Origin of the sequence: Curtobacterium sp. SP.BCo (assembly GCF_051903265.1) — a bacterium.
GTDB lineage: Bacteria > Actinomycetota > Actinomycetes > Actinomycetales > Microbacteriaceae > Curtobacterium.
This window is the reverse complement of record NZ_CP194337.1, coordinates 3651952-3673911: the sequence shown is the minus strand read 5'-3', so window position 1 is coordinate 3673911 and position 21960 is coordinate 3651952. Positions and strand designations below refer to the sequence as shown.

At 70.9% G+C, this 21960-nt stretch carries 20 protein-coding genes; 7 read left to right on the top strand and 13 right to left on the bottom strand.

Going from position 1 to position 21960, the window contains the following annotated elements; translation table 11 throughout:
- The first annotated feature begins 81 nt into the window (after positions 1 to 81).
- The gene (locus ACRQ4B_RS17445; protein WP_222121941.1) at positions 82 to 303 is read left to right on the top strand and encodes a hypothetical protein; all 222 of its coding nucleotides are present in this window, start codon (positions 82 to 84) and stop codon (positions 301 to 303) included.
- A gap of 75 nt (positions 304 to 378) precedes the next feature.
- On the opposite strand, the gene ACRQ4B_RS17440 is transcribed toward ACRQ4B_RS17445, so the two are convergent.
- Together ACRQ4B_RS17440 and ACRQ4B_RS17435 are read right to left on the bottom strand one after the other, a co-directional pair.
- Positions 379 to 1851 carry a GH32 C-terminal domain-containing protein gene (locus ACRQ4B_RS17440; protein WP_439692652.1) on the bottom strand — a complete coding sequence of 491 codons (1473 nt, stop codon included), beginning with the start codon at positions 1849 to 1851 and terminating at the stop codon, positions 379 to 381.
- Complete coding sequence (locus tag ACRQ4B_RS17435; RefSeq protein ID WP_439692651.1) at positions 1848 to 2906, bottom strand: LacI family DNA-binding transcriptional regulator; 1059 nt, start codon at positions 2904 to 2906, stop codon at positions 1848 to 1850. The genes ACRQ4B_RS17440 and ACRQ4B_RS17435 overlap by 4 nt, the downstream gene beginning before the upstream one ends.
- Before the next feature lie 137 nt (positions 2907 to 3043).
- On the opposite strand from ACRQ4B_RS17435, the gene ACRQ4B_RS17430 reads away from it, so the two are divergent.
- The 4 genes from ACRQ4B_RS17430 to ACRQ4B_RS17415 are packed head-to-tail and all read left to right on the top strand — an operon-like array spanning position 3044 to position 7723.
- Entirely contained in the window at positions 3044 to 4450 is a 1407-nt protein-coding gene (locus ACRQ4B_RS17430; protein WP_439692650.1) for an ABC transporter substrate-binding protein, read from the top strand.
- Complete coding sequence (locus tag ACRQ4B_RS17425) at positions 4450 to 5397, top strand: carbohydrate ABC transporter permease (RefSeq protein WP_439692649.1); 948 nt, start codon at positions 4450 to 4452, stop codon at positions 5395 to 5397. The genes ACRQ4B_RS17430 and ACRQ4B_RS17425 overlap by 1 nt, the downstream gene beginning before the upstream one ends.
- Positions 5394 to 6302, top strand: coding sequence for a carbohydrate ABC transporter permease (locus tag ACRQ4B_RS17420; protein ID WP_439692648.1), 909 nt, complete (start codon positions 5394 to 5396; stop codon positions 6300 to 6302). The genes ACRQ4B_RS17425 and ACRQ4B_RS17420 overlap by 4 nt, the downstream gene beginning before the upstream one ends.
- Entirely contained in the window at positions 6299 to 7723 is a 1425-nt protein-coding gene (locus tag ACRQ4B_RS17415; protein WP_439692647.1) for a glycoside hydrolase family 32 protein, read from the top strand. Before ACRQ4B_RS17420 ends, ACRQ4B_RS17415 begins: the two co-directional genes overlap by 4 nt.
- A 62-nt stretch (positions 7724 to 7785) precedes the next feature.
- Here ACRQ4B_RS17415 and ACRQ4B_RS17410 read toward each other — a convergent pair whose 3' ends face one another.
- The 9 genes from ACRQ4B_RS17410 to ACRQ4B_RS17370 all read right to left on the bottom strand — a co-directional run bounded on the left by ACRQ4B_RS17410 (position 7786) and on the right by ACRQ4B_RS17370 (position 17526).
- The gene (locus ACRQ4B_RS17410; RefSeq protein ID WP_439692646.1) at positions 7786 to 8466 is read right to left on the bottom strand and encodes a hypothetical protein; all 681 of its coding nucleotides are present in this window, start codon (positions 8464 to 8466) and stop codon (positions 7786 to 7788) included.
- Between the two features lie 174 nt (positions 8467 to 8640).
- A complete protein-coding gene (locus ACRQ4B_RS17405; protein WP_439692645.1) occupies positions 8641 to 10545 on the bottom strand; it encodes an ABC transporter ATP-binding protein in 1905 nt (634 codons plus the stop codon).
- Positions 10546 to 10696: 151 nt separating this feature from the next.
- Positions 10697 to 13003, bottom strand: coding sequence for an FdhF/YdeP family oxidoreductase (locus ACRQ4B_RS17400; protein WP_439692644.1), 2307 nt, complete (start codon positions 13001 to 13003; stop codon positions 10697 to 10699).
- Positions 13000 to 13926 (bottom strand): formate dehydrogenase accessory sulfurtransferase FdhD, encoded by a 927-nt coding sequence (gene fdhD, locus ACRQ4B_RS17395; protein WP_439692643.1) that lies wholly within the window; start codon positions 13924 to 13926, stop codon positions 13000 to 13002. Before fdhD ends, ACRQ4B_RS17400 begins: the two co-directional genes overlap by 4 nt.
- A 49-nt stretch (positions 13927 to 13975) precedes the next feature.
- Complete coding sequence (locus ACRQ4B_RS17390) at positions 13976 to 15148, bottom strand: molybdopterin molybdotransferase MoeA (RefSeq protein ID WP_439692642.1); 1173 nt, start codon at positions 15146 to 15148, stop codon at positions 13976 to 13978.
- The gene (locus ACRQ4B_RS17385) at positions 15145 to 15414 is read right to left on the bottom strand and encodes a DUF6457 domain-containing protein (protein ID WP_439692641.1); all 270 of its coding nucleotides are present in this window, start codon (positions 15412 to 15414) and stop codon (positions 15145 to 15147) included. Before ACRQ4B_RS17385 ends, ACRQ4B_RS17390 begins: the two co-directional genes overlap by 4 nt.
- A gap of 4 nt (positions 15415 to 15418) precedes the next feature.
- Positions 15419 to 16075, bottom strand: coding sequence for a molybdenum cofactor guanylyltransferase (gene mobA, locus ACRQ4B_RS17380; protein WP_439692640.1), 657 nt, complete (start codon positions 16073 to 16075; stop codon positions 15419 to 15421).
- Positions 16076 to 16248: 173 nt separating this feature from the next.
- Positions 16249 to 16509, bottom strand: a complete 261-nt coding sequence (locus ACRQ4B_RS17375; protein WP_439692639.1) for a PLD nuclease N-terminal domain-containing protein — start codon at positions 16507 to 16509, stop codon at positions 16249 to 16251.
- Positions 16510 to 16560: 51 nt separating this feature from the next.
- Positions 16561 to 17526: an alpha/beta fold hydrolase gene (locus tag ACRQ4B_RS17370; RefSeq protein WP_439692638.1), complete on the bottom strand. Its 966-nt coding sequence runs from the start codon at positions 17524 to 17526 to the stop codon at positions 16561 to 16563.
- Between the two features lie 163 nt (positions 17527 to 17689).
- Here ACRQ4B_RS17370 and ACRQ4B_RS17365 point away from each other — a divergent pair, with 163 nt between their 5' ends.
- Complete coding sequence (locus tag ACRQ4B_RS17365) at positions 17690 to 19315, top strand: MFS transporter (protein WP_439692637.1); 1626 nt, start codon at positions 17690 to 17692, stop codon at positions 19313 to 19315.
- Between the two features lie 6 nt (positions 19316 to 19321).
- On the opposite strand, the gene ACRQ4B_RS17360 is transcribed toward ACRQ4B_RS17365, so the two are convergent.
- Positions 19322 to 19750 carry a hypothetical protein gene (locus tag ACRQ4B_RS17360; RefSeq protein WP_439692636.1) on the bottom strand — a complete coding sequence of 143 codons (429 nt, stop codon included), beginning with the start codon at positions 19748 to 19750 and terminating at the stop codon, positions 19322 to 19324.
- 81 nt (positions 19751 to 19831) lie between these two features.
- Complete coding sequence (locus ACRQ4B_RS17355) at positions 19832 to 21439, bottom strand: phospholipase D family protein (RefSeq protein ID WP_439692635.1); 1608 nt, start codon at positions 21437 to 21439, stop codon at positions 19832 to 19834.
- 54 nt (positions 21440 to 21493) lie between these two features.
- Between ACRQ4B_RS17355 and ACRQ4B_RS17350 the strand changes: the two genes are divergently transcribed.
- Entirely contained in the window at positions 21494 to 21913 is a 420-nt protein-coding gene (locus ACRQ4B_RS17350) for a hypothetical protein (protein ID WP_439692634.1), read from the top strand.
- The last annotated feature ends 47 nt before the right edge of the window (positions 21914 to 21960 follow it).

Genomic DNA, 21960 nt, shown 5'->3' with positions numbered 1-21960 from the left:
TCCCTGCGACGTCACACACGCGGCGGGGAGCAGCATCCTCCTCAGCACACACCCCCGTGTGCCCTCGACGAAGGACAGCTCGTGAACCCCATCAAGTACCTCGCCAGCGTCGGAGTGAAGAGCGACTACGCCTACATCGGTGCGTTCGCCTCCATCGGTCTGTCGCTGCTCAGCTGGTCGGTCTCCCGCGGCAAGAAGGCCGACAGCAAGGCCCAGGCCGACCGGTGGGGCATCTTCATCGGCCACTGGGCGCCCACCTTCATGGCCCTCGGCGTCGCGCTCTCGCTGGAGGAGAAGCACTAGCCAGCCAGCCAGCAGACGGACGGGAGGCGCGGTGCCAGCTGGCACCGCGCCTCCCGTCCGTCGGTGCGGAGCCCGTCAGCGCGTGCTGATGGTGGCGCGCTCCAGCGTGAACGCGCCGTCCTGCGCGAACAGCGCCAGCCGACCGCTGGGGCGGTCGTAGAGGCGTGTGCTCAGCGCGACGGAGCCGTCGACGACGGCGACGCAGACGTCGCCGTCGAGGTGCACGTCGATGCGGTGCCGACCCGGGGCGAGCGGGACGGGGCGTTCGAGCTCGACCGCGTGCGGCACGTCCCCGAGGATCTGCCACTGCTCACCGCCGGTCGTCCCACGCGGCCACCGGTCCAGGACGAGTCGGTCGCGAGCTGGTTCGAGGCGGAGCGCGTAGCCCGCTTCGGCGTCGTCGCTGGTGCGCAGCAGCACGCCGAACGCCCGGGTGTCCGCTGCGAGGTCGACCTCGACGGTGACGAGCGCCTCGATGGGCAACGCGGGTCCGACCCAGGCCGAGTACCGGCTCGTCGCGCCGCTGCCGACCGTGGGCGCTGCGCCGTTGCGGGGTGCGAGGTCGGCCGCGACGTCGACCTCGTTCGCGTACGCCGCAGTGAGGGTCCGGGGGAGGTCGAAGCGCAACGAACCGTCCGGTCGCTGGTGGGCCTGGAGGGTCGCCATGGTGCCGGCCCACTGCCACGCGCCGGCGTCGCGCTCACCCTCCTTCGTGGCGATCCAGCCGACGAAGAACCGGTCCGCACCGAGCGCGACGGTCTTCGCGGCGTAGAACGCCCGACCGTCGACGGTGTCGTCGGCGGGGGCGAGCCAGGGGCCGTCCGGCGACCTGGCGATGCGGTACCGGGTGCAGAACGCGTCCGAGAACTCGGAGTACACGAGGTACCACCAGTCGCCCCACCGGAAGACGTCCGGGCACTCGTGGGCGATGAACCGGTGCGGTGCCCAGAGCGGGTCGGCGTCGCGCCAGGTGACCAGGTCGTCCGACTCGAGACGAGCGACGACCCCGGAGCGGCGGTACGGCTCGTCCGGCCGCCGCGTGGCGAGCAGCATCTGCCACGGCCGGTCGGGCGACGGGCGGAAGACGAACGGGTCCCGCCAGTCCTCGGGCGCGTAGCCCGGCAGCGCCGGCAGGTCCCACTCGGGGTGCTTCGTCCAGGTGGTGAGGTCGCCGTCGGAGGTCGCGTGGCAGACGACCTGCACGTCCTTCCGCCCGAGGGCGGTGTCCGTGGTGATGCGCGGGTTGTGGCCGCTGCTGAACAGGTGCAGCAGTCCGGCGTCGTCGCGGACCACGCTCCCGGTGTAGCAGTCGAAGTCGCTGGCGTCCGGGCCACCCGAGGGCAGCACGACGCCGTGGTCCTCGAAGGTGACGAAGTCGGTCGTCGACACCGCGGCCCAGGGCATGCCGGTCGGGCGGTCGACGGGTGCCGCCTTCGGTCGTTCGTCGAGCAGGTGGTACAACCACGCGCGGCCGTCGTGCTCGAACGGGATGACGTCGCCCACGAAGCCGTTCGTCGGGCGGAAGTGGGTGCTCGGTTCGGCGGTCACTCGGACTCCTGCGGGTCGAGGGTGGTTCGCGGCGTGGACAGGGAACTGCGGGGGACGTACTCGCACGGCACGAGGTGGCGACCGGGCTCGTGGATCGCCGCGAGCAGGAGTGATCCGGCGTCGAAGCCCATCTGCTGGTGGGGGAGTGCGACCGTGGTCAGAGGCGGGTGCATCTGGTCGGCGAGGTCCGGCTGGTCGTCGAAGCCGACGATGCTGATGTCCTCGGGGCAGCGCAGCCCGAGCGACTGCGCGGCCATCAGGGCACCGACGGCCATGCGGTCGTTCCCGCAGACGAGGGCGGTCGGTGGGTCCTCGGCGAGGAACTCCATCGCGAGGTCGTACCCGGAGCCGACCTGGTAGGTGCCGAACCGAACGGGGACCGCATCGGACGGGATCCCCGCGCCGGCTGCTGCCTCGTCGAACCCGCGCTTGCGCTCCCGGCAGGCGTAGTCGTCCTCCGGGCCGCCGAGGAACGCGACGTCGGTGTGTCCGGCGGCGAACACGGCGGCGGCGACGTCGTACCCGCCCTGGTACTCGTCGGCCAGCACGGTGACGGCCGGGGCGCCGTCCGGCGGGAAGCAGTTCACGAAGACGGTCGGGACGTCGTCGACGCCGGCGACCGGCGTGACGTCCTCGGGGCCGGGGGCGGCGTAGATCAGGCCGGCGACGCCCTGCTGCACGAGGTTCGCCACGGCCGCCCGGCCGCCGTCGGACGTCTGTGCGGTCTCCACGACGAAGCAGACGTACCCGGCTTCCTGCACCGCCTGCTGCACGCCGAGCACGATGTGACCGGCGTACGGCTGGGAGACGAGCCGGTCCGCGATCACCCCGACCGTGTAGGAGCGGTTGGAGCGCAGGGACTGTGCGGCCCGGTTCGGTTGGAAGTTGAGTTCCTTCGCCGACTCGAGCACACGGGCGCGGGTGTCCGCGGCGATGGAGACGTCCCGCCGGTCGTTCAGCACGAACGACACCGTCGGCTGGGAGACGCCGGCATGCCGCGCGACGTCCTTCATCGTGACGCGGTGCGACGCTTCCGTGCGCTTTCGGCTCGCCATCTGCTCTCCTTCGACTCCCTCATCATGACAGAGGCAAATACGTATTGCCTCATCGAGGTGACCTGTGTACAGTCGGCCAGCAAATACGTATTGGCTCCGCTGTGACGGGGCCACGATCGCTCAGAGAGGAGCGACTCATGGCGAACGGATTCAGCACCCCGATCGACCGCCGCACGCTGTTCCAGTTCGGTGCGGCCGGGCTCGCGCTCGCCGGCGTCGGATCGCTGGCCGCGTGCTCGACCGCGGGGAGCGGTGGTGGCGCGACGGGCACGATCAAGATGCTCTACTTCGGTGAGCAGAGCGCGGCGACCGCCCTCCAGAAGGCCATCGAGCCGAAGATCCGGCAGCTCGACAAGAAGGCGAGCCTGCAGGTCACCGCCATCAACGGCACCGACTGGAACGACTTCCTCGCGAAGGTGCTCACGCAGATCGCGTCCGGTGACGTCCCCGACATCGTCAGCGTCGCGACCGAGGGGCAGCAGCTGCTCGCCTCGAAGAACCTGCTGACGCCGCTCGACGACCTCGTCACGAAGAACCTGTCCGGCCTGTCGACCTACTTCACTGGCATCCACCCGTCGCTGGTCGAGTCGACGATGTACCAGGGGCACCTCTACACGCTGCCGGACAGCTTCAACGCGGGGAGCATGTTCTACTCGACCTCGCTGTTCGACAAGGCCGGGCTCGCACGTCCGGCCGCGAACTGGTCGATGAACGACTTCCACTCGTCGGCGGAGCGCCTGGCGAAGGTCGGTGGCAGCACCTACGCGTTCGACTGGGTGGTGCGGCTCTGGGGCAGCTGGACCTCCTTCCTGTACGCGAACGACGGCAACCTCCTCGAGGAGGGGCGCTACTCCGGGGGCGACTGGCTCTGGGGGAGCAAGGCGTTCGACGACAACGCCGTGGGTGTGAGCGGTCGGAAGGGCGGCTGGAAGTGGGGCGACCCGACCGCGAACTCCGACGCCGCGGTCGAGGCCCTGCAGTACGTCATCGACCTCCAGAAGTCCGGGGCGACACCGTCGCCCGACGTCGGCGGCGGCAGCACGCTGCAGGGGCTGTTCTCGTCCGGTCGCATCGGCATGACGATCGGCGGCGGGTTCTGGGCCGGCGGACTCCACAACGCCGGCATGAAGGACGGCAGCTTCGATGTCGTGCAGTTCCCGACGTGGAAGAGCAACAAGTCGTTGTTCGGGGCCGGTGGCTACGGGATCTTCAACTCCTCGAAGCAGAAGGACCTCGCGTTCGAGGTCATCAAGCTGATGGTGCAGCCGGAGAGCTTCGACGCCCTCTGGCCCGGGAACGTCACCACCCCGGCGCAGAAGTCGTTGTTGACCGCGGATCGGTACAAGACGACCGGACCGGAGCACTGGTCGGTGTTCTACGACCAGCTGGACAACTCGGTGCCGATCTCCGCCCCGCCGTACTACAACGCGCTCGCGACGGCCCTCAACCAGCGCACCACCCAGGCGATCTCGTCCGGCAACGCGAAGAAGGCGCTCGACGGCCTGCAGGCCGACATCGAGAAGGCCGCTGCGCAGGCGTCCTGATGACCACGACGACAGGAATCCGCTCCCGGCGGGCTGCCGAGGTCGCAGCCCGCCGCCCGGCGGCCAAGCGCGTCCGGCGTCGCGAGGCCTCCTTCGGCTACGCGATGATCGGACTGGCGGTGGTCTTCGTCGCCGTCTTCACCTTCATCCCGATCCTCGCGTCGCTGGGGCTCTCGTTCACGTCGTGGGACGTGATCAGCAGCCCGAGGTTCGTCGGTCTGGACAACTACGTCCGGCTGTTCACCGACGGCCCGGTCCTGGCGTCGTTCGGGGTCACGGTCGTGCTCGCCGTGTGCATCGTCGCCCTGCAGATCTCGCTCGGGATGCTGCTGGCGGTCCTGGCGAACAACCGGAAGCGCAACGCCACGCGCGTGTTCTTCCGGACGTCGTTCTACCTGCCGCTGCTCGCGTCGTCCGCTGCGGTGTCGATCTTCATGGGCTACATCTTCGACACGAAGTTCGGGCTCATCAACTACTACCTGAACGAGATCGGGCTCCCTGGGGCCCACTGGCTGAACGACCCGTTCTGGGCCAAGGTCACGGTGGTGCTCGTGGTGGTCTGGCAGCAGGTCGGCTTCACGTTCGTCCTGTTCGTCGCGGCCCTGATGTCGGTCCCGGTCGACGTGCAGGAAGCCGCGGCCATCGACGGCGCCGGACCGTGGCGCACGCTCTTCCGGATCAAGATCCCACTGATCAGCCCGACGATCCTCTTCGCCACCGTCATCGCCATGATCAACGCCATGCAGTTGTTCGACCAACCCTTCATCATGACCAAGGGCGGGCCGGGCACCGCGACGACCACCGCGACCATCTCCCTGTACCAGGCCGGGTTCCAGAACCTGCAGTTCGGGTTCGCCTCCGCCATCGCGATCCTGCTGCTCGTCATCATCGGCATCATCACCGGGATCCAGTTCATCGCAGCACGAAAGCTGGTGTTCTACCAATGACGACCACCGACGTCATCAACCCGCTCCACGCGCCGGAGACCGTCGCGCAGCCGAGCGTCGCCCACATCGTCCGTCGCCGCAGGCCGGTCGCGAAGGTCGACAGCGTCATCGGGCTGGTCATCCTGATCATCGCCGCCGTGTTCGCGCTCGGGCCGTTGCTCTGGACGCTGACCACCTCGCTCCGCACGCCGGCCGAGTCGTTCGAGAACCCGCCGCAATGGATCCCGCTCTCGTGGGACTTCAGCAACTACGCGGCGGTGTTCGACCAGATCCCGATCGGTCAGTTCTTCGTGAACAGTGTGGTCGTCACGCTGCTCATCGTCGTCGGGCAGACCATCACCTGCACGCTCTCGGGCTACGCGTTCGCGATGATCAGCTTCCCCGGGAAGAACACGATCTTCGGCGTCTTCCTCGCCACGATGATGGTGCCGATCCAGACGATCATCATCCCGGTGTTCGTCATCCTGAAGGACATGGGGCTGACGGGCTCCATCGCCTCCCTGATCGTGCCCGCCCTGGGGAGCGCGTTCGGCACCTTCCTCATGCGGCAGTACTTCATGCAGATGCCGAAGGAGCTCGGTGAGGCGGCGCGCATCGACGGCGCAACCCAGTTCGGTGTGTTCTGGCACGTGTACTCGCGGATGGCCAGCCCGGCGATCGCGACGCTCGCGATCCTGAACTTCTCCGGGTTCTGGGCCGAGTACTACCGGCCGCTCATCTTCCTCAACCAGCAGGAGACGTTCACGCTGCCGCTCGGTCTCGTCGGTCTGCAGGGCAACCTCGGCACCGGCTCGATCTCGGTCGTGCTCGCCGGCGTGGTCCTGACGATGATCCCGAGCGTGCTGCTGTTCATCGTCGCGCAGCGGTACTTCATCGAGGGCGTCACGGCGGGATCGTCCCGATGACCGACACGCCCGTGACGGACGCCCGCGTCCCGGCACCCCTCCAGGAAGCAGCACCCACCGTGACAGCAGCAGCAGCAGCCGACCACCACCTCCCGCAGTTCCACGTCCGGCTGCCCCGCGGTTACGTCAACGACCCGAACGGCCCGATCGACATCGGCGGAGAGGCACACCTGTACTTCCAGTCCCGGCCGCGGGTCGACCTCGACGTCCCGGTGGAGTGGGGGCACGCGACGAGCGACGACCTCGTGCACTGGACGCTCCACCGTCCGGCGATCGTGCCGCTGCCGGGCGGTGCCGACTCCGGTGGTGCGTGGTCGGGCAACACAGTCCTGCACGACGGCGTCGTCCGGGCCTACTACTCCGGCAAGGTCGACCACAGTCCGTTCCAGTCGGTGCTGCTCGCCGAGTCGACCGACGGTGGCAACACGTTCGGCGCGCCGGTCCAGGTGGTCGCGGACCCCGCCGCGGACGAGGCGATCACCATGTTCCGCGATCCGTTCGTCTGGCAGCACGATGACGGCTGGTCGATGGCCGTCGGTGCCGCGGCTGCCGACCAGGTCGCGTCCGTCCGGCACTACCGCTCGGCCGACGGCATCGACTGGACCTTCGTCGGCGACCTCGTCACCATGCCCCGCGAGACGGTGCACGGCGTCGACACGGGGGAGGGCTGGGAGTGCCCTCAGGTCATCACGATCGACGGTTCCGACGTGGCGATCGTCGCGTCGTGGTCCCACGCGGACGGGCCCGGCGACGTGCTCGCGGTCCCGCTGACCGGAGATCCTCGGCCGTACCGCATCGACGACGGCCAGCACTTCTACGCGGCGTCGGTGATGCGGACGGGCTCGTGGGGGCCGGTGCTGTTCGGCTGGGTCACCGAGGGCCGGACCCCGCAGTGGACCGAGCAGGCGGGGTGGTCCGGCGCGATCTCCCTGCCTCGACGTGCCTGGATCGAGGGCGGACGCCTCCGCACCGAGCCGCACCCTGCCGTCGATGTGCTCCGTGCGGGCGGACCGACGAGCGCGGACGGAGCCACGATCGACGCCCAGGCCGAGGTCGTGCTCCACGACCCCGTCACCGGACGCATCCGGTTCCGGTTCTCCGACACGGAGTTCCTCGACGTCGTCGTGGACACCGATGCGGACACACTGACCGTCGACCGTTCGTGTGCCAGCGCGGACCCGCGTGCCGACCGGAGCCCAGCGGTGGTCCGGCGTCCGTTCGACGGTGCGTCCGACCGCCCGGCCGTGCGGGTGCTCCTCGACGGTTCCGTGGTCGAGGTCTTCACCAGCGCCGGACGTTCGGTCACGACGCGGGTGTACCCGGTGCAGGCGCCGCCGTGGACGGTCGAGGCTCCGACGGGGGCCACCTGGTGGCCGCTCGGTGGTCCCGTCGACCCCGTGTTCCGTTCGGCCCGCTCGTGACGGACGGGAGGCGCGGTGCCAGTCGGCACCGCGCCTCCCGTGCGCGATCTCGTTGCTGGGTGTTACTTGATCTTGGCGGTGATGGTCGCGGTGCCGACGAGGAGGCCGCTCTTGACGGCGTCGGTCTTGAAGGTGCTGTTGAGCAGCTTCGCGGCGTCGGCGGAGACGTGCACCGTGGTGCCGGTCAGGATCGCGTTGTCGCCCTCGAGCTGCAGCGGCTTGAGGGTGCCACCGTGCAGGGAGAACAGGTACGCGTTCGCGACGGCGACCTTGCCGTTGACCAGGACGTCACCGTAGAGCTTGGACGAGCCCGGGTTCACGACGAAGTTCTCCAGCGTGACCGTGGTCTCGCCCGCGGTCAGCGTCAGGCCGGAGCCGTCGTGGTTGAGCAGGCCCTGCACGTAGGGGCGGTAGTTGCCGTCCGGCGACCAGTACGTCACCGACCCGGCGGTGATCGGGAACGACACGGACCCGTCGGCGAGCTTGGCGTTGCCGGACACGCCCGGGGTCAGCTTCAGCGCGGTGAGGGCGTCGGTGAAGCCGGAGTCGAGCGCGACGGCGGTGTTGCCGCCGAGGACCTCGGGCACCGATGCCACGGGGGCGGGGATCTTCGACGAGGACGAGGACACCGTGTGGATCGCCGGGGTCGAGGCCTGGGCGGAGGAGATGCCGAACGCGGCACCGCCGAGCACCAGGGCGCCGGTGGTGGCGAGGGTGATGGAGGTCTTGAGGCTCTTGCGCATGGTGTTGCCTTCCTGATGCGAGCAGTCGTGCCGATGCTGTGGGCACGACAGCCCAGCCCTTGCGGGGCGGGTTGCACAGCGTTCGCTGTCCGAGCACCGCGGATCACGGTGTCCTCTGGAACGTATTCGTGACGCTCTGGCGATCCGCCTGGTCCGTGTACCCCGAACCTGCCGTCACCGGGGTGCGTGCAGCGCGCTCTCCTCGGCGGCGACGTTCTTCTGCACCGCGAACTGGGTCCGGTGCAGTTCCTCGTAGCGTCCGCCAGCGGCGAGCAGTTCGTCGTGCGTCCCGCGCTGCACGATCGAGCCGTCCTCGACGACGAGGATGAGGTCTGCGCTGCGGATGGTGGAGAGGCGGTGGGCGATCACCATCGCGGTCCGGCCCTCCAGCGCCTCGCTGAGGGCGGCCTGCACGGCGGCCTCCGAGGTCGAGTCGAGCGCCGCCGTCGCCTCGTCGAGGATGACGACGCGCGGCTGGGCGAGCAGGAGCCGCGCGATGGTCATGCGCTGCCGTTCACCGCCGGACAGCCGGTAGCCGCGTTCGCCGACCATGGTGTCCAGCTGGTCCGGCAGCGAGCGGATGAGGGGCTCGAGCCGTGCGCGCCGGACGGCGTCCCACACCTCGTCGTCGGTCGCCTCGGGCCGCGCGAGCCGGAGGTTGGAGCCGATGGTCTCGTGGAACAGGTGCCCGTCCTGGGTCACCATCCCGAGGGTGTGCCGCATGGAGGCGAACGTCACGTCCCGCACGTCGGCGCCGGCCAGCCGGACGGCGCCGCTGTCGACGTCGTACAGGCGGGAGAGGAGCTGCGCGATCGTGGACTTGCCGGCGCCGGAGGTCCCGACGAGGGCAACGGTCTGCCCGGGTTCGATCCGGAACGAGACGCCGTGCAGCACTTCCTCGCCGCCGCGGGTGTCCAGCGTGGCGACCTCCTCGAGCGAGGCGAGCGACACCTTGTCGGCGGACGGGTACGCGAAGCGGACGTCGTCGAACTCGACGGACACCGGGCCCTCGGGGACGGCGGAGGCGTCGGGCTTCTCCTGGATGAGCGGCTCGAGGTCGAGCACCTCGAAGACGCGCTCGAAGCTGACCACCGCGCTCATGATCTCGACCCGTGCGTTGGCGAGGCTGGTGAGCGGCGCGTAGAGGCGGGTGAGGAGGAGCGCCAGGGTGACGACGTCGCCGGTGTTCAGCGATCCGCCCAGCGCGAGCGAGCCGCCGAGCCCGTAGACCAGGGCGAGGGCGAGCGCGGAGACGAGCATCAACGCGGTGACGAAGACGAACTGCAGCATCGCGGTGCGCACCCCGATGTCGCGGACCCGGGCGGCGCGGACGCGGAACTCCTCGGCCTCTTCGTCGGGCCGGCCGAAGAGCTTGACGAGGGTGGCGCCGGGCGCGGAGAACCGCTCGGTCATCTGCGTGCTCATCGCCGAGTTGTGGTCGGCGGCCTCACGGCGGAGCGCGGCCAGACGGCTGCCCATCCGGCGAGCCGGGATGAGGAACACCGGCAGCATGACCACGGCGATGACGGTCACGAGCCAGGACGTGCTGAGCATCACGGCGAGGGTCAGGACGAGCGCCACCAGATTCGTGACCACCCCGGACAGCGTGCCGCTGAAGGCCTGCTGCGCCCCGATCACGTCGTTGTTCAGGCGGCTCACGAGGGCACCCGTGCGGGTCCGGGTGAAGAAGGCGATGGGCATCTTCTGCACGTGGTTGAACACGGCGGTGCGGAGGTCGAGGATGACGCCCTCGCCGATGCGTGCGGAGTACCAGCGGGTCAGCAGGGACGAGGCCGCGTCGGCCACGGCCACGATGGCGATGACGACCGCCAGCCACACGATCGTGCTGACCGCGCCCCGTGCGGCGATGACGTCGACGACTTGGCCGGCGAGCACCGGCGTCGCGACGGCGAGGAACGCCCCCACCACCGAGAGCGCGATGAAGACCACCAGCTTGGCCCGGTAGGGCACGGCGAACGTCATGATCCGCCGGAGGGACGCACGGGAGAACCCGTGCTTGCCGTCCCGGGCGGTGGAGATCTTGTACAGCGAGCTCCAGGCCGCGCCTTCCATGCTCATCGCAGGTGCCTCTCGTGGGGATCGGGTCCGGCCGGGCCGTCGGCACGTCGTGTGGACCTGGGGAGCCTAACGCGCACGGCGGACACCAGCCGCGCCTCCAGGCCAGACCGTCCCGGGACCGACCATCCCGGAGACGGTTGGATTCAGCGGATCACTCCACGGCGGCCGGCACGGCCACCCGTGTCAGCCGGACCGGCACCGCCTTCGACACCGGGGTATTGCTGCCCTTGGCCGCGCTGTCGAGCGGCACGAGCACGTTGGCCTCGGGGAAGTACGCGGCGGCGCAGCCGCGCGCACTCGGGTACGCGACGATCCGGTACCCGCGGAGGACGCGCTCGACGTCGTCGTCCCACACCGTCTCGATGTCGACGTGCTCGCCGTCGGACAGCCCGAGTTCCGCGAGGTCGTCGGGGTTCACGAAGACGACGTGCCGCCCCTTCTTGATGCCGCGGTAGCGGTCGTTGAGGCTGTAGATCGTGGTGTTGTACTGGTCGTGGGACCGCAGGGTCTGCAGCAGCAGCGTGCCCTCGGGGCGTTCCACGTGCTCCAGCTCGTTGACGGTCAGCATCGCCTTGCCGGTCTCGGTCGCGAAGGTCCGGGAGTCGCGCGGACCGTTCGGCAGGACGAAGCCCTCCTTGCTGCCGGCCCGGCGGGAGTAGTCGTCGAAGCCGGGGACCACGCGGCTGATGTGGTCGCGGATGACGTCGTAGTCGTCGCGCATGGCCTGCCAGTCGACGGCGACGCGGTCCCCGAGGGTGGCGCGGGCGAGCTCGCAGACGATCGCGACCTCGGAGAGCAGCCCGGGTGCGACGGGCGGGACCTGCCCGTGGCTGCCGTGCACGGAGCAGACGGTGTCCTCGACGGAGACGAACTGCGGGCCGGCGGCCTGGACGTCGATCTCGGTGCGGCCCATGGTGGGCAGGATGAGCGCCTCGTCACCGACGACGGCGTGGGACCGGTTCAGCTTGGTGGACACCTGCACGGTCATCTCGGTGCCGCGGAACGCTTGTTCCGCGAGCTGGCTGTCGGAGATCGCGGCGACGAGGTTGCCGCCCATGCCCATCCAGAACCGGATGTCGCCGGAGCGCATCGCGTGGATGCCCTTGAGTGCGTCGACACCGTGCTCGCGCGGCGGTTCGAAGTGGAACTCCCTCGCCAACGCGTCGAGGAACGTGTCGGGCATCTGCTCCCAGATGCCCATCGTGCGGTCGCCCTGCACGTTGCTGTGCCCACGGATCGGGGAGGCGCCGGCGCCCGGGCGGCCGATGTTCCCGCGGAGGAGCAGGAGGTTGATGATCTCCTTGATGGTGTCGACGGCCTTCGTGTGCTGGGTGATGCCCATCGCCCAGGTGATGATCGTCCGTTCGGAGTGCAGGTAGCGCTCGGCGAGCTCGTCGATCTCCTCGATGGTGAGCCCGGTGGCGCGGACGACCTCGTCGTCGTCGACCTGCAGGATGTGCTCGACGAATGCCTCGTACCCGCTGGTGTGCGCCTCGATGAACGCGTGGTCGACCACCCCGGGGGTCTTCTGCTCGGCGAGCACGACGCGCTTCGCGAGCGCCTGCAGCAGTGCCATGTCCCCGCCGAGCCGGATCTGCAGGAACTGGTCGGCGATCTGCGTCCCGTGCCCGACGACCCCGCGGACGCGCTGCGGGTTCTTGTAGCGGCGGAGGCCCGCCTCGGGCAGCGGGTTCACCGCGACGATCTCGGCGCCGTTCTTCTTGGCGTCCTCGAGCGCGGTGAGCATGCGGGGGTGGTTCGTGCCCGGGTTCTGGCCCATCACGATGATGAGCTCGGTGTGCTCGAAGTCGTCGTACGCGATGGTCGACTTGCCGATGCCGACGACCTCGGCCATCGCCAGGCTCGTCGACTCGTGGCACATGTTCGAGCAGTCGGGCAGGTTGTTGGTGCCGAAGGCGCGGACGAAGAGCTGGTAGGCGAACGCGGCCTCGTTGCTCGTGCGTCCCGAGGTGTAGAACGACGCCTCGTCGGGACTCGCCAGTCCGTTCAGCTTGTCGGCGATGATCTCGAACGCGCGCTCCCACGACACCGGCTCGTAGTGGTCCTTGCCGGCGGGCTTCCACACCGGCTCGGTCAATCGTCCCTGCATGCCGAGCCAGTACTCGGTCTTGTCGGCGAGGTCGTCGACGGAGTGCTCGGCCCAGAACGAGCGGGGGACGAGCACCGGGTTCGCCTCCCACGTGACGGCCTTGGCGCCGTTCTCGCAGAACTCCGCCACCTTGCGGTGGTCGGGGTCCGGCCAGGCGCAGCTCATGCAGTCGAAGCCGCCCTTCTGGTTGAGGGACGTCATGAGCTTCAGGGTGCGGGTGAGGCCGAGCTGCTTGATGGCGGGGTCCATCGAGTGCAGGACGCCGGGCACCCCCGCGGCCCAGTCCTTCGGTTCGCCGACCGTGATGTCGGCATCGGTGACGTCGTCGGCGGGGGGCTGTTCGGTCACGGTGCGCTCACTGCTTCTGCTGTTGCTTCCGCTTCTGCGGGTGCGGGTGCGGGTGTCGGTTCGTGTTCGTGTTCGTCTGCTCGGGCGCGTGCCGGCTCGGTGATCCGCTCGGGTCGGCTGTAGACCACCATGCTCTGCCCGCGGAGGAACCCCACGATGGTGACGCCGACCTCCTTCCCGAGGTCCACGGCGAGCGACGACGGCGCGGACACGGCCGCCAGCACCGGGATCCCGGCCATCGACGCCTTCTGCGTGAGTTCGAAGCTCGCACGGCCGGACACCATGAGGACCATCCCGGTCAGGGGGAGGAGGTCCTCCTTCACCGCCCAGCCGACGACCTTGTCGACGGCGTTGTGCCGACCGACGTCCTCGCGGAGGACGAGCATCCGGCCGGTGCGTCCGTCGAAGAGCGCGGCCGCGTGCAGACCGCCCGTCTTCTCGAACACCGCCTGGGCGTCGCGGAGCTGATCGGGGAACGTGGCGAGGAGCGCCGGGTCGAGGACGAGGTCGTCGTGCAGGACGCTGTGCTGGGAGGTCGTGCGCACCGCGTCGATGCTCGCCTTGCCGCAGAGGCCGCAGGAGCTCGTCGTGTAGAAGGCGCGCTCGAGGCTCGGGTCCGGCGCGGGGACACCCGGGGCGAGGGTCACGTCGAGCACGTTGTAGGTGTTCAGCCCCTCGTCCGTCGCGCCTGCGCAGTACCGCGCCGCGGCGAAGTGGTCCCCGCGGGCGATCACACCCTCGGAGACCAGGAAGCCCGCGGCCAGGTCGACGTCGTTGCCCGGGGTCCGCATGGTGATGGCGAGCGAAGTCCCACCGACACGGATCTCCAGGGGCTCCTCGACGGCGAGCAGGTCGTCACGGACCGAGCGGGACGTTGCGACGGTGATGCGGGTGACGCGCTTCCGCGCGGTGATCCGGCTCATGGCTCGGGTCTACCACCTGGCGCGGGCAGCCCGCCAGGGCAGTGCGGATTCAGTGCCACGGCAGTCGGATGCCCGGCACCGTCGATCCGGCTGTGGCGCCACCCGGACCCACCACGATGAGACCGTCCGCGTCGGCCAGCCCGCGCAGCATCGCGGAGGTCTGGTGCCTGGCGGGGACCGCGCCGTCCGGGGTGTCGCGGTGCGCGAGGACGAGCCCACCCGGTCGGTCGTTCGGGACGTCGACCGCCGAACGGACGGGCACGGACGGTTCCAGCGGACGACCGAGCAGCCCGGCGACGAGCGGGCCGCCGAACAGCACGGCACAGACCATCGCCGCCATCGGGTTGCCCGGCAGGCACAGGAACAGGGTCCGGTCGCGGCGGGCGAGCAGCATCGGTCGCCCGGGGCGGACGTCGACACGGTCGAGGAGGAGTTCCGCACCGATCCGGTCCAGCGCGCCGCGGACGTGGTCGGTCGACGATCCCGCGGTGCCGCCGGTCGTCACGACGAGCTGTTCGTGGGCGGTGTCGAACAACGACGCGGTCCGGTCGGCGTCGTCGGGGACACGTTCGGCCGCGACGGGTTCCGCACCGTAGGAGCGCAGGACGGCGGGCAGCGTGTGGGTGAACACGTCCCGCACCTGGCCCGGACGCGGGACCCCCGCGCCGACGACCTCGTCCCCGAGGACCGCCACCCGGACGGTCGGCTGCGGCGCGACCAGGACACGGTCGACACCGGACGCCGCTGCGAGCGCGGCCCGAGGCGGTGTCAGGAGGGCACCCGCGCCGAACAGGAGCGCACCGCGGGAGACCTCCTCGCCCGCGGGCCGGACGTGCCGTCGCGCGGAGGCGGTGTGACGGACCAGGCGTCCGGACGCGTCGACGCCGGCGTCCTCCGTCCGGACGACGGCCGAGGTGCCCGGGGGCACCGGGGCGCCGGTCGTGATCGGTCGAGCACGTCCGGGGCGCAGGACCTCGGTCGGGGGCACCGCGCCGGCGACGATCGGCGCGTCGAGGTCCCACGGGCCCGCACCCGCGACGGCCCACCCGTCCATCGCTGCGCCGTCGTGACCGGGGACGTCGCCGGGGGCGGTCAGGTCGGCGGCGAGCGTCCGGCCGAGGGCAGCGGACAGGTCGAGGTCGACCGCGCCGACGGCGAGCCGTGCACCCTGGCGGTGGGCTTCCGCTCGCGCGGACTGCCAGGGGAGCAGGACCGCGGTCACTGTGCCGTCGACTCCGGGTTCCGCGCGACCGCGAGCCGGCTCGCGACCGACGCGGTGGCGGCGACGTCGTCGGCCGTGCCCCCGCGCAGTCCGGCTGCGTACCCGACGAGGAAGGTGGTGAGCGGTGCCGCCGGTCGGGCGACGCCGTGTGCGGCATCGCGGGCGAGGTCGAGCACGACGTCACGATCGAGTTCGAAGCCCTCCGGGAAACCGAGTGCCGCGGTGAGCTCGGCGGTCCAAGCGGCGAGGACGTCGTCTGTGGTCATGCCGTCAGTCAAGCAGGGTCGTGTCGTCGAGGAGCCGGGAGACGTCGTCCGGCTCGTCGACGTCCGCACAGAGTGCACCGGGCAGCGGGACCTCGAGGAGGTCGAGCGGGGCGAGGAGCCGGCGCATCGACATGCCCTCGGGATCGCCGGCGTCGCGGATCGCGCGCCGCAGGGCCGACGTCCGGTAGAGCGCGAGGAGCGGTTGCCTGCGGCCGTCCTCGTCGACCGCGATGGTCCCGTCGGGCGCGGGGTTCACCGCAGTGGCGGGCCCCATTGCGGTCGCGGCGCGCAGCAGGGCGGACACGGCTCGCTCGGGGTCGACCAGGTCGCAGGCCAGGACGAGTGTCCACGCGGGCGAGGGCGCGGCATCTGCCTCGGGCGTCGACGGCATCGCTGCCAGTCCGGCGACGATCGCTGCGACCGGCCCGGCGAACGGCGGGTCCTCGCGGGTGAGGACGACACCCGGGGGCGCAGGTCGGTCCTCCCGGAGCCCGACGAGCACGATGCGTGCGGCAGCGCTCGCCGCGATCAGTGCCCGATCCGACAGCGCGACACCACCAACGCGCAGCGCCGTCTTGTCGATGCCGCCGAGTCGCGACGCCCGGCCGCCGGCGAGCAGCACGGCGTCGTGGCGGAGCCGGCTGGGATCGACGTCGGTCATGCGCGAACTGTATCCGTGTCGGGGCTCTGGGCCCGCCACCGCCCGCGTGCTTCGTGAGCAGAAATGGTCGAGTTGCTCGACGGCACTCGACCGTTTCTGCTCACGAAGCGCGCCCGCGCCCGCGCACGCGCCCGCGCACGCGCCCGCGCACGCGCCCGCGCCACGCGCCCGGACTACGCCGCCGGGCCGTTCGACCGGTTCAACCGGTCCGCCGCGCGGCCGAGCAGCCAGTTCACGGCCCAACCGAGCACGCCGATCACCGGGACCAGGACGATCACCGCGGTCCAGACGACCTTCACTGCGTCGCTCCGCCGAGCATCCCGCCAGACCTGGACCAACGCCAGGACCTCCAGCGCCAGGATGACCAGGATCACCAGCAGGTGCGCGACACCCACGTTCTCCATCATCGTGTTCTCCCCTCGTTGTGCGTCCACGCAACGCTACGGACGACGTCGGCGCCGCGCGTCCACCTCGGGAGGGACATCTCAGTCCGCCAGGAGTCGTGCGGTCCAGTCGGCGAGTGCAGCGACCGCGACGCGGGAGAGCCGTGCATCCGGCTGCATGCTCGTGAACCCGTGGAAGGCCCCCGGCCAGACGTGGAGCTCCGCGTCGCACCCGGCAGCCCAGAGCCGGCTGGCGAAGGCGACGGTCTCGTCGCGGAACACCTCCGCGCTGCCGCAGTCGACGTAGGTCTTCGGCAGCCCGCGGAGATCCGTCGCGCGTGCCGGGGCGGCGTACGGCGAGACGGCCTCCGTCCCGCGCCGATCGCCGAGGTACGCACGCCAGCCGGTCCGGACGAAGTCGCGGTCCGCCACGCCGACGCCGTCGAACTGCTGCGTCGAGGTGGTGTCGTCCCGGTCGTCGAGCATGGGCGACACCAGGATCTGCGCGAACACGGCGGGACCGCTGCGGTCCCGGGCGAGGAGCGCCGTCCCCGCTGCGAGCCCACCGCCGGCGCTCTGGCCGACGAGCACGATCCGGTCCGGGTCGACGCCGAGCTCGTCCGCGTGCTCGGCGACCCAGACCAGGGCCGCGTAGCAGTCCTCGACGGGTGTCGGGTCGGGGTGCTCGGGGGCGAGCCGGTAGTCCACGCTGACCAGGACGGCGTCGTGGTCGAGCAGGGGATCGTAGGACTCGAGGTTGCCGAGGTGGTGGCCGAACATCATCCCGCCGCCGTGGAACGCGAGGAAGCACGGTGCGGTGCCGGTCCGTCCGGTCCGCTCGATGACGGCGATCGTGACGGGATCGCCGAGGTGCCCCGGGACGGTCCGAGCGTGCCGTTCGAGTCCACGTCCGGCGAGCCGGGCGTCGAGTTCGGCCTCGGTGCTCTCGAGCTCGCGCATCCGGGGCAGCATCCCCGGGTCGAACCGGAACGGTCCGCGGGCGTGCAGCGCGTCGATGAAACCGCCGAGCTCTGTGTCGAAGGGGGGACGGGTGATGGTGTCGTGCATCGCGCACTCCTGACCGTTCAGAAGTGGCGGACCGGACGGCCCACGTGTCGCCACGACCTGACCGGCCGCGTTTTTCCCTCGAGGGCAGCATAGCCGGTGGGGTACGGACGGTTGTCCGTAGCCTCCGGACCGGACAGCATCGGCGGCCTACCGTGGCAGCGTCATGGCAGCTGAACACCGCAAACCCGTCGAGCCCGATGCGGCTCCCGCCGTCGCGCACCACGCAGCCCACCACGCTGCCGCCGTCGCCGCACCCCAAGACCGCGCACCCCAAGACCGCGCATCCCAGGACGACACTTCCCAAGACGACACATCCCAGGACGCCGCACCCCGGGACGCCGCACCCGAGCGCGACGACTCCGACGACCAGCCCGATCCGAACCGTTGGAAGGCACTCGTCATCTGCCTGCTCGGCGGCGGGATCGTGCTGCTCGACGTCTCGATCGTCAACGTCGCGCTGCAGTCCATCTCCACCGGACTGCCCGGCGCGACGCCCGAGGCCGTCCAGTGGATCCTCTCCGGGTACGCCCTGTCCTTCGGCCTGCTGCTCGTCCCGGGTGGGCGCCTCGGCGACGCCACCGGACGCCGACGGATGTTCGTCGTCGGCGTCGGGCTGTTCACCCTCGCGAGTGCGCTGTGCGGGTTCGCCCCGAACGGCATCGTCCTGGTGATCGCCCGCCTCGTGCAGGGGCTCGCCGGTGGTCTGCTCACCCCGCAGGTCACCGCGCTCATCCAGCAGCTGTTCCGCGGCAAGGAGCGGGGCACCGCGTTCGGCCTGTTCGGTGCCACCGTCGGCATCGCGACCGCGATCGGCCCGCTCGTCGGCGGCCTGCTCATCACGGCGTTCGGCTCGGAGAACGGCTGGCGATTCGTGTTCTTCGTGAACCTGCCCGTCGGGCTCGTCACGATCCTGCTGGCCTTCCGCTACCTGCCGGCCGCGAGCGCGCACGAGCGTGGGAAGAAGCACGACTTCGACCCGGTCGGCATCGCCCTGCTCGGTGCCGCCGTCGTGGCGCTGCTGCTGCCGTTCGTGCAGTCGCAGGTGTGGGAGGGCAACCAGAAGTGGTGGCTCGTGGTCGCCGCGGTCGTGCTCGCCGTGCTGTTCGTGCTCTGGGAACGGCGGTACGGCAGGACGAAGGAGCCCGTCGTCGACCTCGGACTCTTCCGCCGCCGGTCGTTCTCGCTCGGCGTCGGGCTCGCCACGCTCTACTTCGCCGGGTTCACCCCGCTGTTCTTCGTCCTCACGCTCGCGCTCCAGTCGGGGCTGCACTACTCGGCGCTGACGGCGGGTCTGGCGTCGCTGCCGTTCGCGGTCGGCTCCGGGATCGCGTCGACGATCGGCGGTCGGATCGTGCACCGCTTCGGTCGTCAGCTCATCGTCATCGGGACGATCCTCGTGCTCCTCGGCCTCGGCGCGGTGGTCTGGGTCGTCGCGAACCACTACCGGTCGGACCTCGGGTGGTGGTTGGTCGTGCCGCTGCTCGTCGCCGGCATCGGTTCCGGACTCACGATCTCGCCGAACCAGACGCTCACACTCTCCGAGGTGCCGGTCGCCCAGGGCGGTTCGGCCGGCGGGCTCATCCAGGTCGGGGCCCGGGTCGGTTCCGCGATCGGGATCGCCGCGGTCGGCAGCGTCTTCTACTCGGTGCTGGCGGACTCGAAGGGTGACTTCGGCCAGGGGCTGCCGCTCGGGCTCGGGGTGTCCCTCGGCTTCGTCGGGGCGGCCCTGCTCGCGGGCATCATCGACGTGGTCGTCAGGAAGGCGCGGGGCACGCAGGCCACCGTCTGACGCCGTTCAGACCAGGCGGCCACCGCTCGCGACCTGGATGGTGCCGGCTGCGGCGAGGAACACGACGACCACACCGAGCAGCGTGGCCAGCGCGGTCGGCCACCCTCGCCGCTGCCGGGCACGCCGCGCGATGGACCACACGACCCCGGCGACCAGGACCACGACCGTCGCGATCGGGTGCCAGGTCGACACGGCCGGACCAACGCGCAGGTCGCACGCCGGCGCCGGCTCGGCGCAGGCCGCGAGGGCCAACTGGCCGATGACGACGGCGAACCAGGCCGCCGGAGCGGTCAGGAGCGCAGCGCCGAGGAGCAGCCCGGTGGCCACCAGGTCCGCGGCCCCCGGTGGGCGTCGGGTCCGGTCGCGAGGAGCGCGGCCCGGGTGCAGCTCCAGGTCGTCGCCGGGATCGTCCCACCAGTTCTCGCGTGCCCCCACGCGACCACCGTAGACGACGGCCGTGGAACGGAGGGAGCGTACGGACGGGAGGCGCGGGGCGGGCCCGCACCGCGCCTCCAGTCAGAACCGGGTCGAGCCGCGCATCCTGCGGGGCCGGCCGTCGGGGTCGACGGCGATCCGAGCGGCCGGGGCCGCCCAGAGGCGCTGCAGCGCCGAGACCGGCTCGGGTTCGTGCTGTCGGATGCGGCCCGGGGGCCGCGGGCCGACCTGGCCGTCCTCGTACCAGTGGTCGAGTGCGCGAGCGTGCGAACGCCAGAGTGCGAGGAGGTCGGCGCCGGACCCGACGAACCGCTCGTCGTCGGTCGTGGTCGCGAGGTGTTCCGCCCAGAGCTCGTGGCGGAGCTCCCGCGCCAGGGCGCCCCCGTCGTCGGACGTGTCCACGACGGCACACGTGAGTTCGCTGTCGGAGGTCCAGGACCGCCGGTTGAAGTTGTCCGACCCGATCGTGAACCACTCGTCGTCGACGATGCAGACCTTCGCGTGGATGTAGATCGGGCGGCCGGACTCGTGCTCCAGGTCGAAGACACCGACCCGGTCCGGTGCGGTCCGGCGGAGGGTGGTGATCGCGTCGATCTGTCCGAGACGGCTCGGCGGGCCACCGAGCGGGCCGTCCGAGTTCGGGTACCGGGGGACGAGGACGATGACCCGGAGGTCCTCGTTGCGCTCGAGCGCCTCAGCGATGCCGGTCGCGACCTCGCGCGACCAGAGGTACTGGTCCTCGATGTAGAGCACGGAGCGGGCGCGGGCGAAGGCCTTCGCGTAGGCGCGGGCGATGCTCCGCTCACCCAGCGGGGCGAACGGGAACGGCGGACGCTTCACCCCGTAGGTCCGCAGGAGCTGCACTGCGTGCCGGCCGGCTGGCGGTGGCGGAGGCGTGCGCTCCGGCAGGGGTTCGGGCCGGCGGGGCATGTGGACGAGGCGCTGCAGGAGCATCCGGTACGGCAGGCTGCGGTCGAGCGGCTGCGGGTCGTCCCACCGCTCGGCGAACACCGCGAGGACGTCGGCGACCACCGGGCCGCGGAGCTCCATCGACGCGTCGTGCCAGGCCGGGCGCTCGCCGTACCGCGCGTCGATCGACACCGGTTGCGGGTCGCCTTCGTGCGCTGCGTCGTCCCGTCGGCTGTGGCACAGGTCGATCCCGCCGACGAAGGCGACGTCGCGTGAGGGATCCGCGCGGTGCTGGACGACGAAGAACTTCTGGTGGTGGGAGCCGAAGACGCGGACACGCTGGTCGAGCAGCACCTCGCCGCCGGCGTCGTTGATCTTCCGGCCGAGCAGCTCGTTCGAGCGGGCGCTGATCGACGCCGAGACGCGTTCGCCGTGCGAGCGCCAGATCAGCCCGCGGACCTCGACGCCCCGGCGTGCGCAGTCGGCGAGCAGGTCGCCGATCGTCGGACCGTCCGGCAGCAGGTGCTCGTCGGCGTCACCGCGCCAGTCCGTGAAGAAGACCCGGTCGCCGGGCTCCAGGGCGGAGAGCTCGGCCTCGATGCGCGCGAAGTACGGGGCGCCGTGCACGAGCGGGCGGACGTGGTTGCCGCCGGACCACGGAGCAGCGTCCGAGCCGGTGTCGCCCTCGGCGTCGGGCCGGGCGGCGCCGGCGTGCACGTCGGTGGCGAGGTTCCCGCGTTCGTCGCGGGAGAGGAACCAGTCGCGCGGTTCGGTGGGCACAATCGAACAGTACGGGACGGTGTCGTCCCGTGGTCGGAGTCGGGAGGGGACAGGATGCGGGAGACGGTCGCGGTCGGGGTGGGAGTGGCGCTGCTGCTGGTCGGGGGACTGGCGGGGTGTGCGACGAGCAGCTCGTGCCGTGACTACGTCGCGCTCGACACTCCGGAGGCGCGAGCCGCGGACGCGTCGCTCGTCGTCGACGCACGGGTGACGGCGACCGATCGGACGGCCGATGTCGATGGCGTCTACCGGCTGCACCGGGCTGTGGTCACCGATGTACGGAAGGGCGATGCACCGTCGCACGCACTCGAGGTGTTCGCGCCGTCCGACCAGTGCACCACCGGCGGACAGGCGGTGGAGTACTCCGACGGGGACCCGCTCGACGAGCCCGGCGACTACCGCCTCTACCTGCACGAGGAGCGCGCTGGACTCTGGCGGCTCATCGTGCCCGACGCGGCGGAACGGCTCGACTGAGCGTCGGCGTGCGCGTCGGCGTCGGCGTCGGCGTGCGGGTCGGCGTC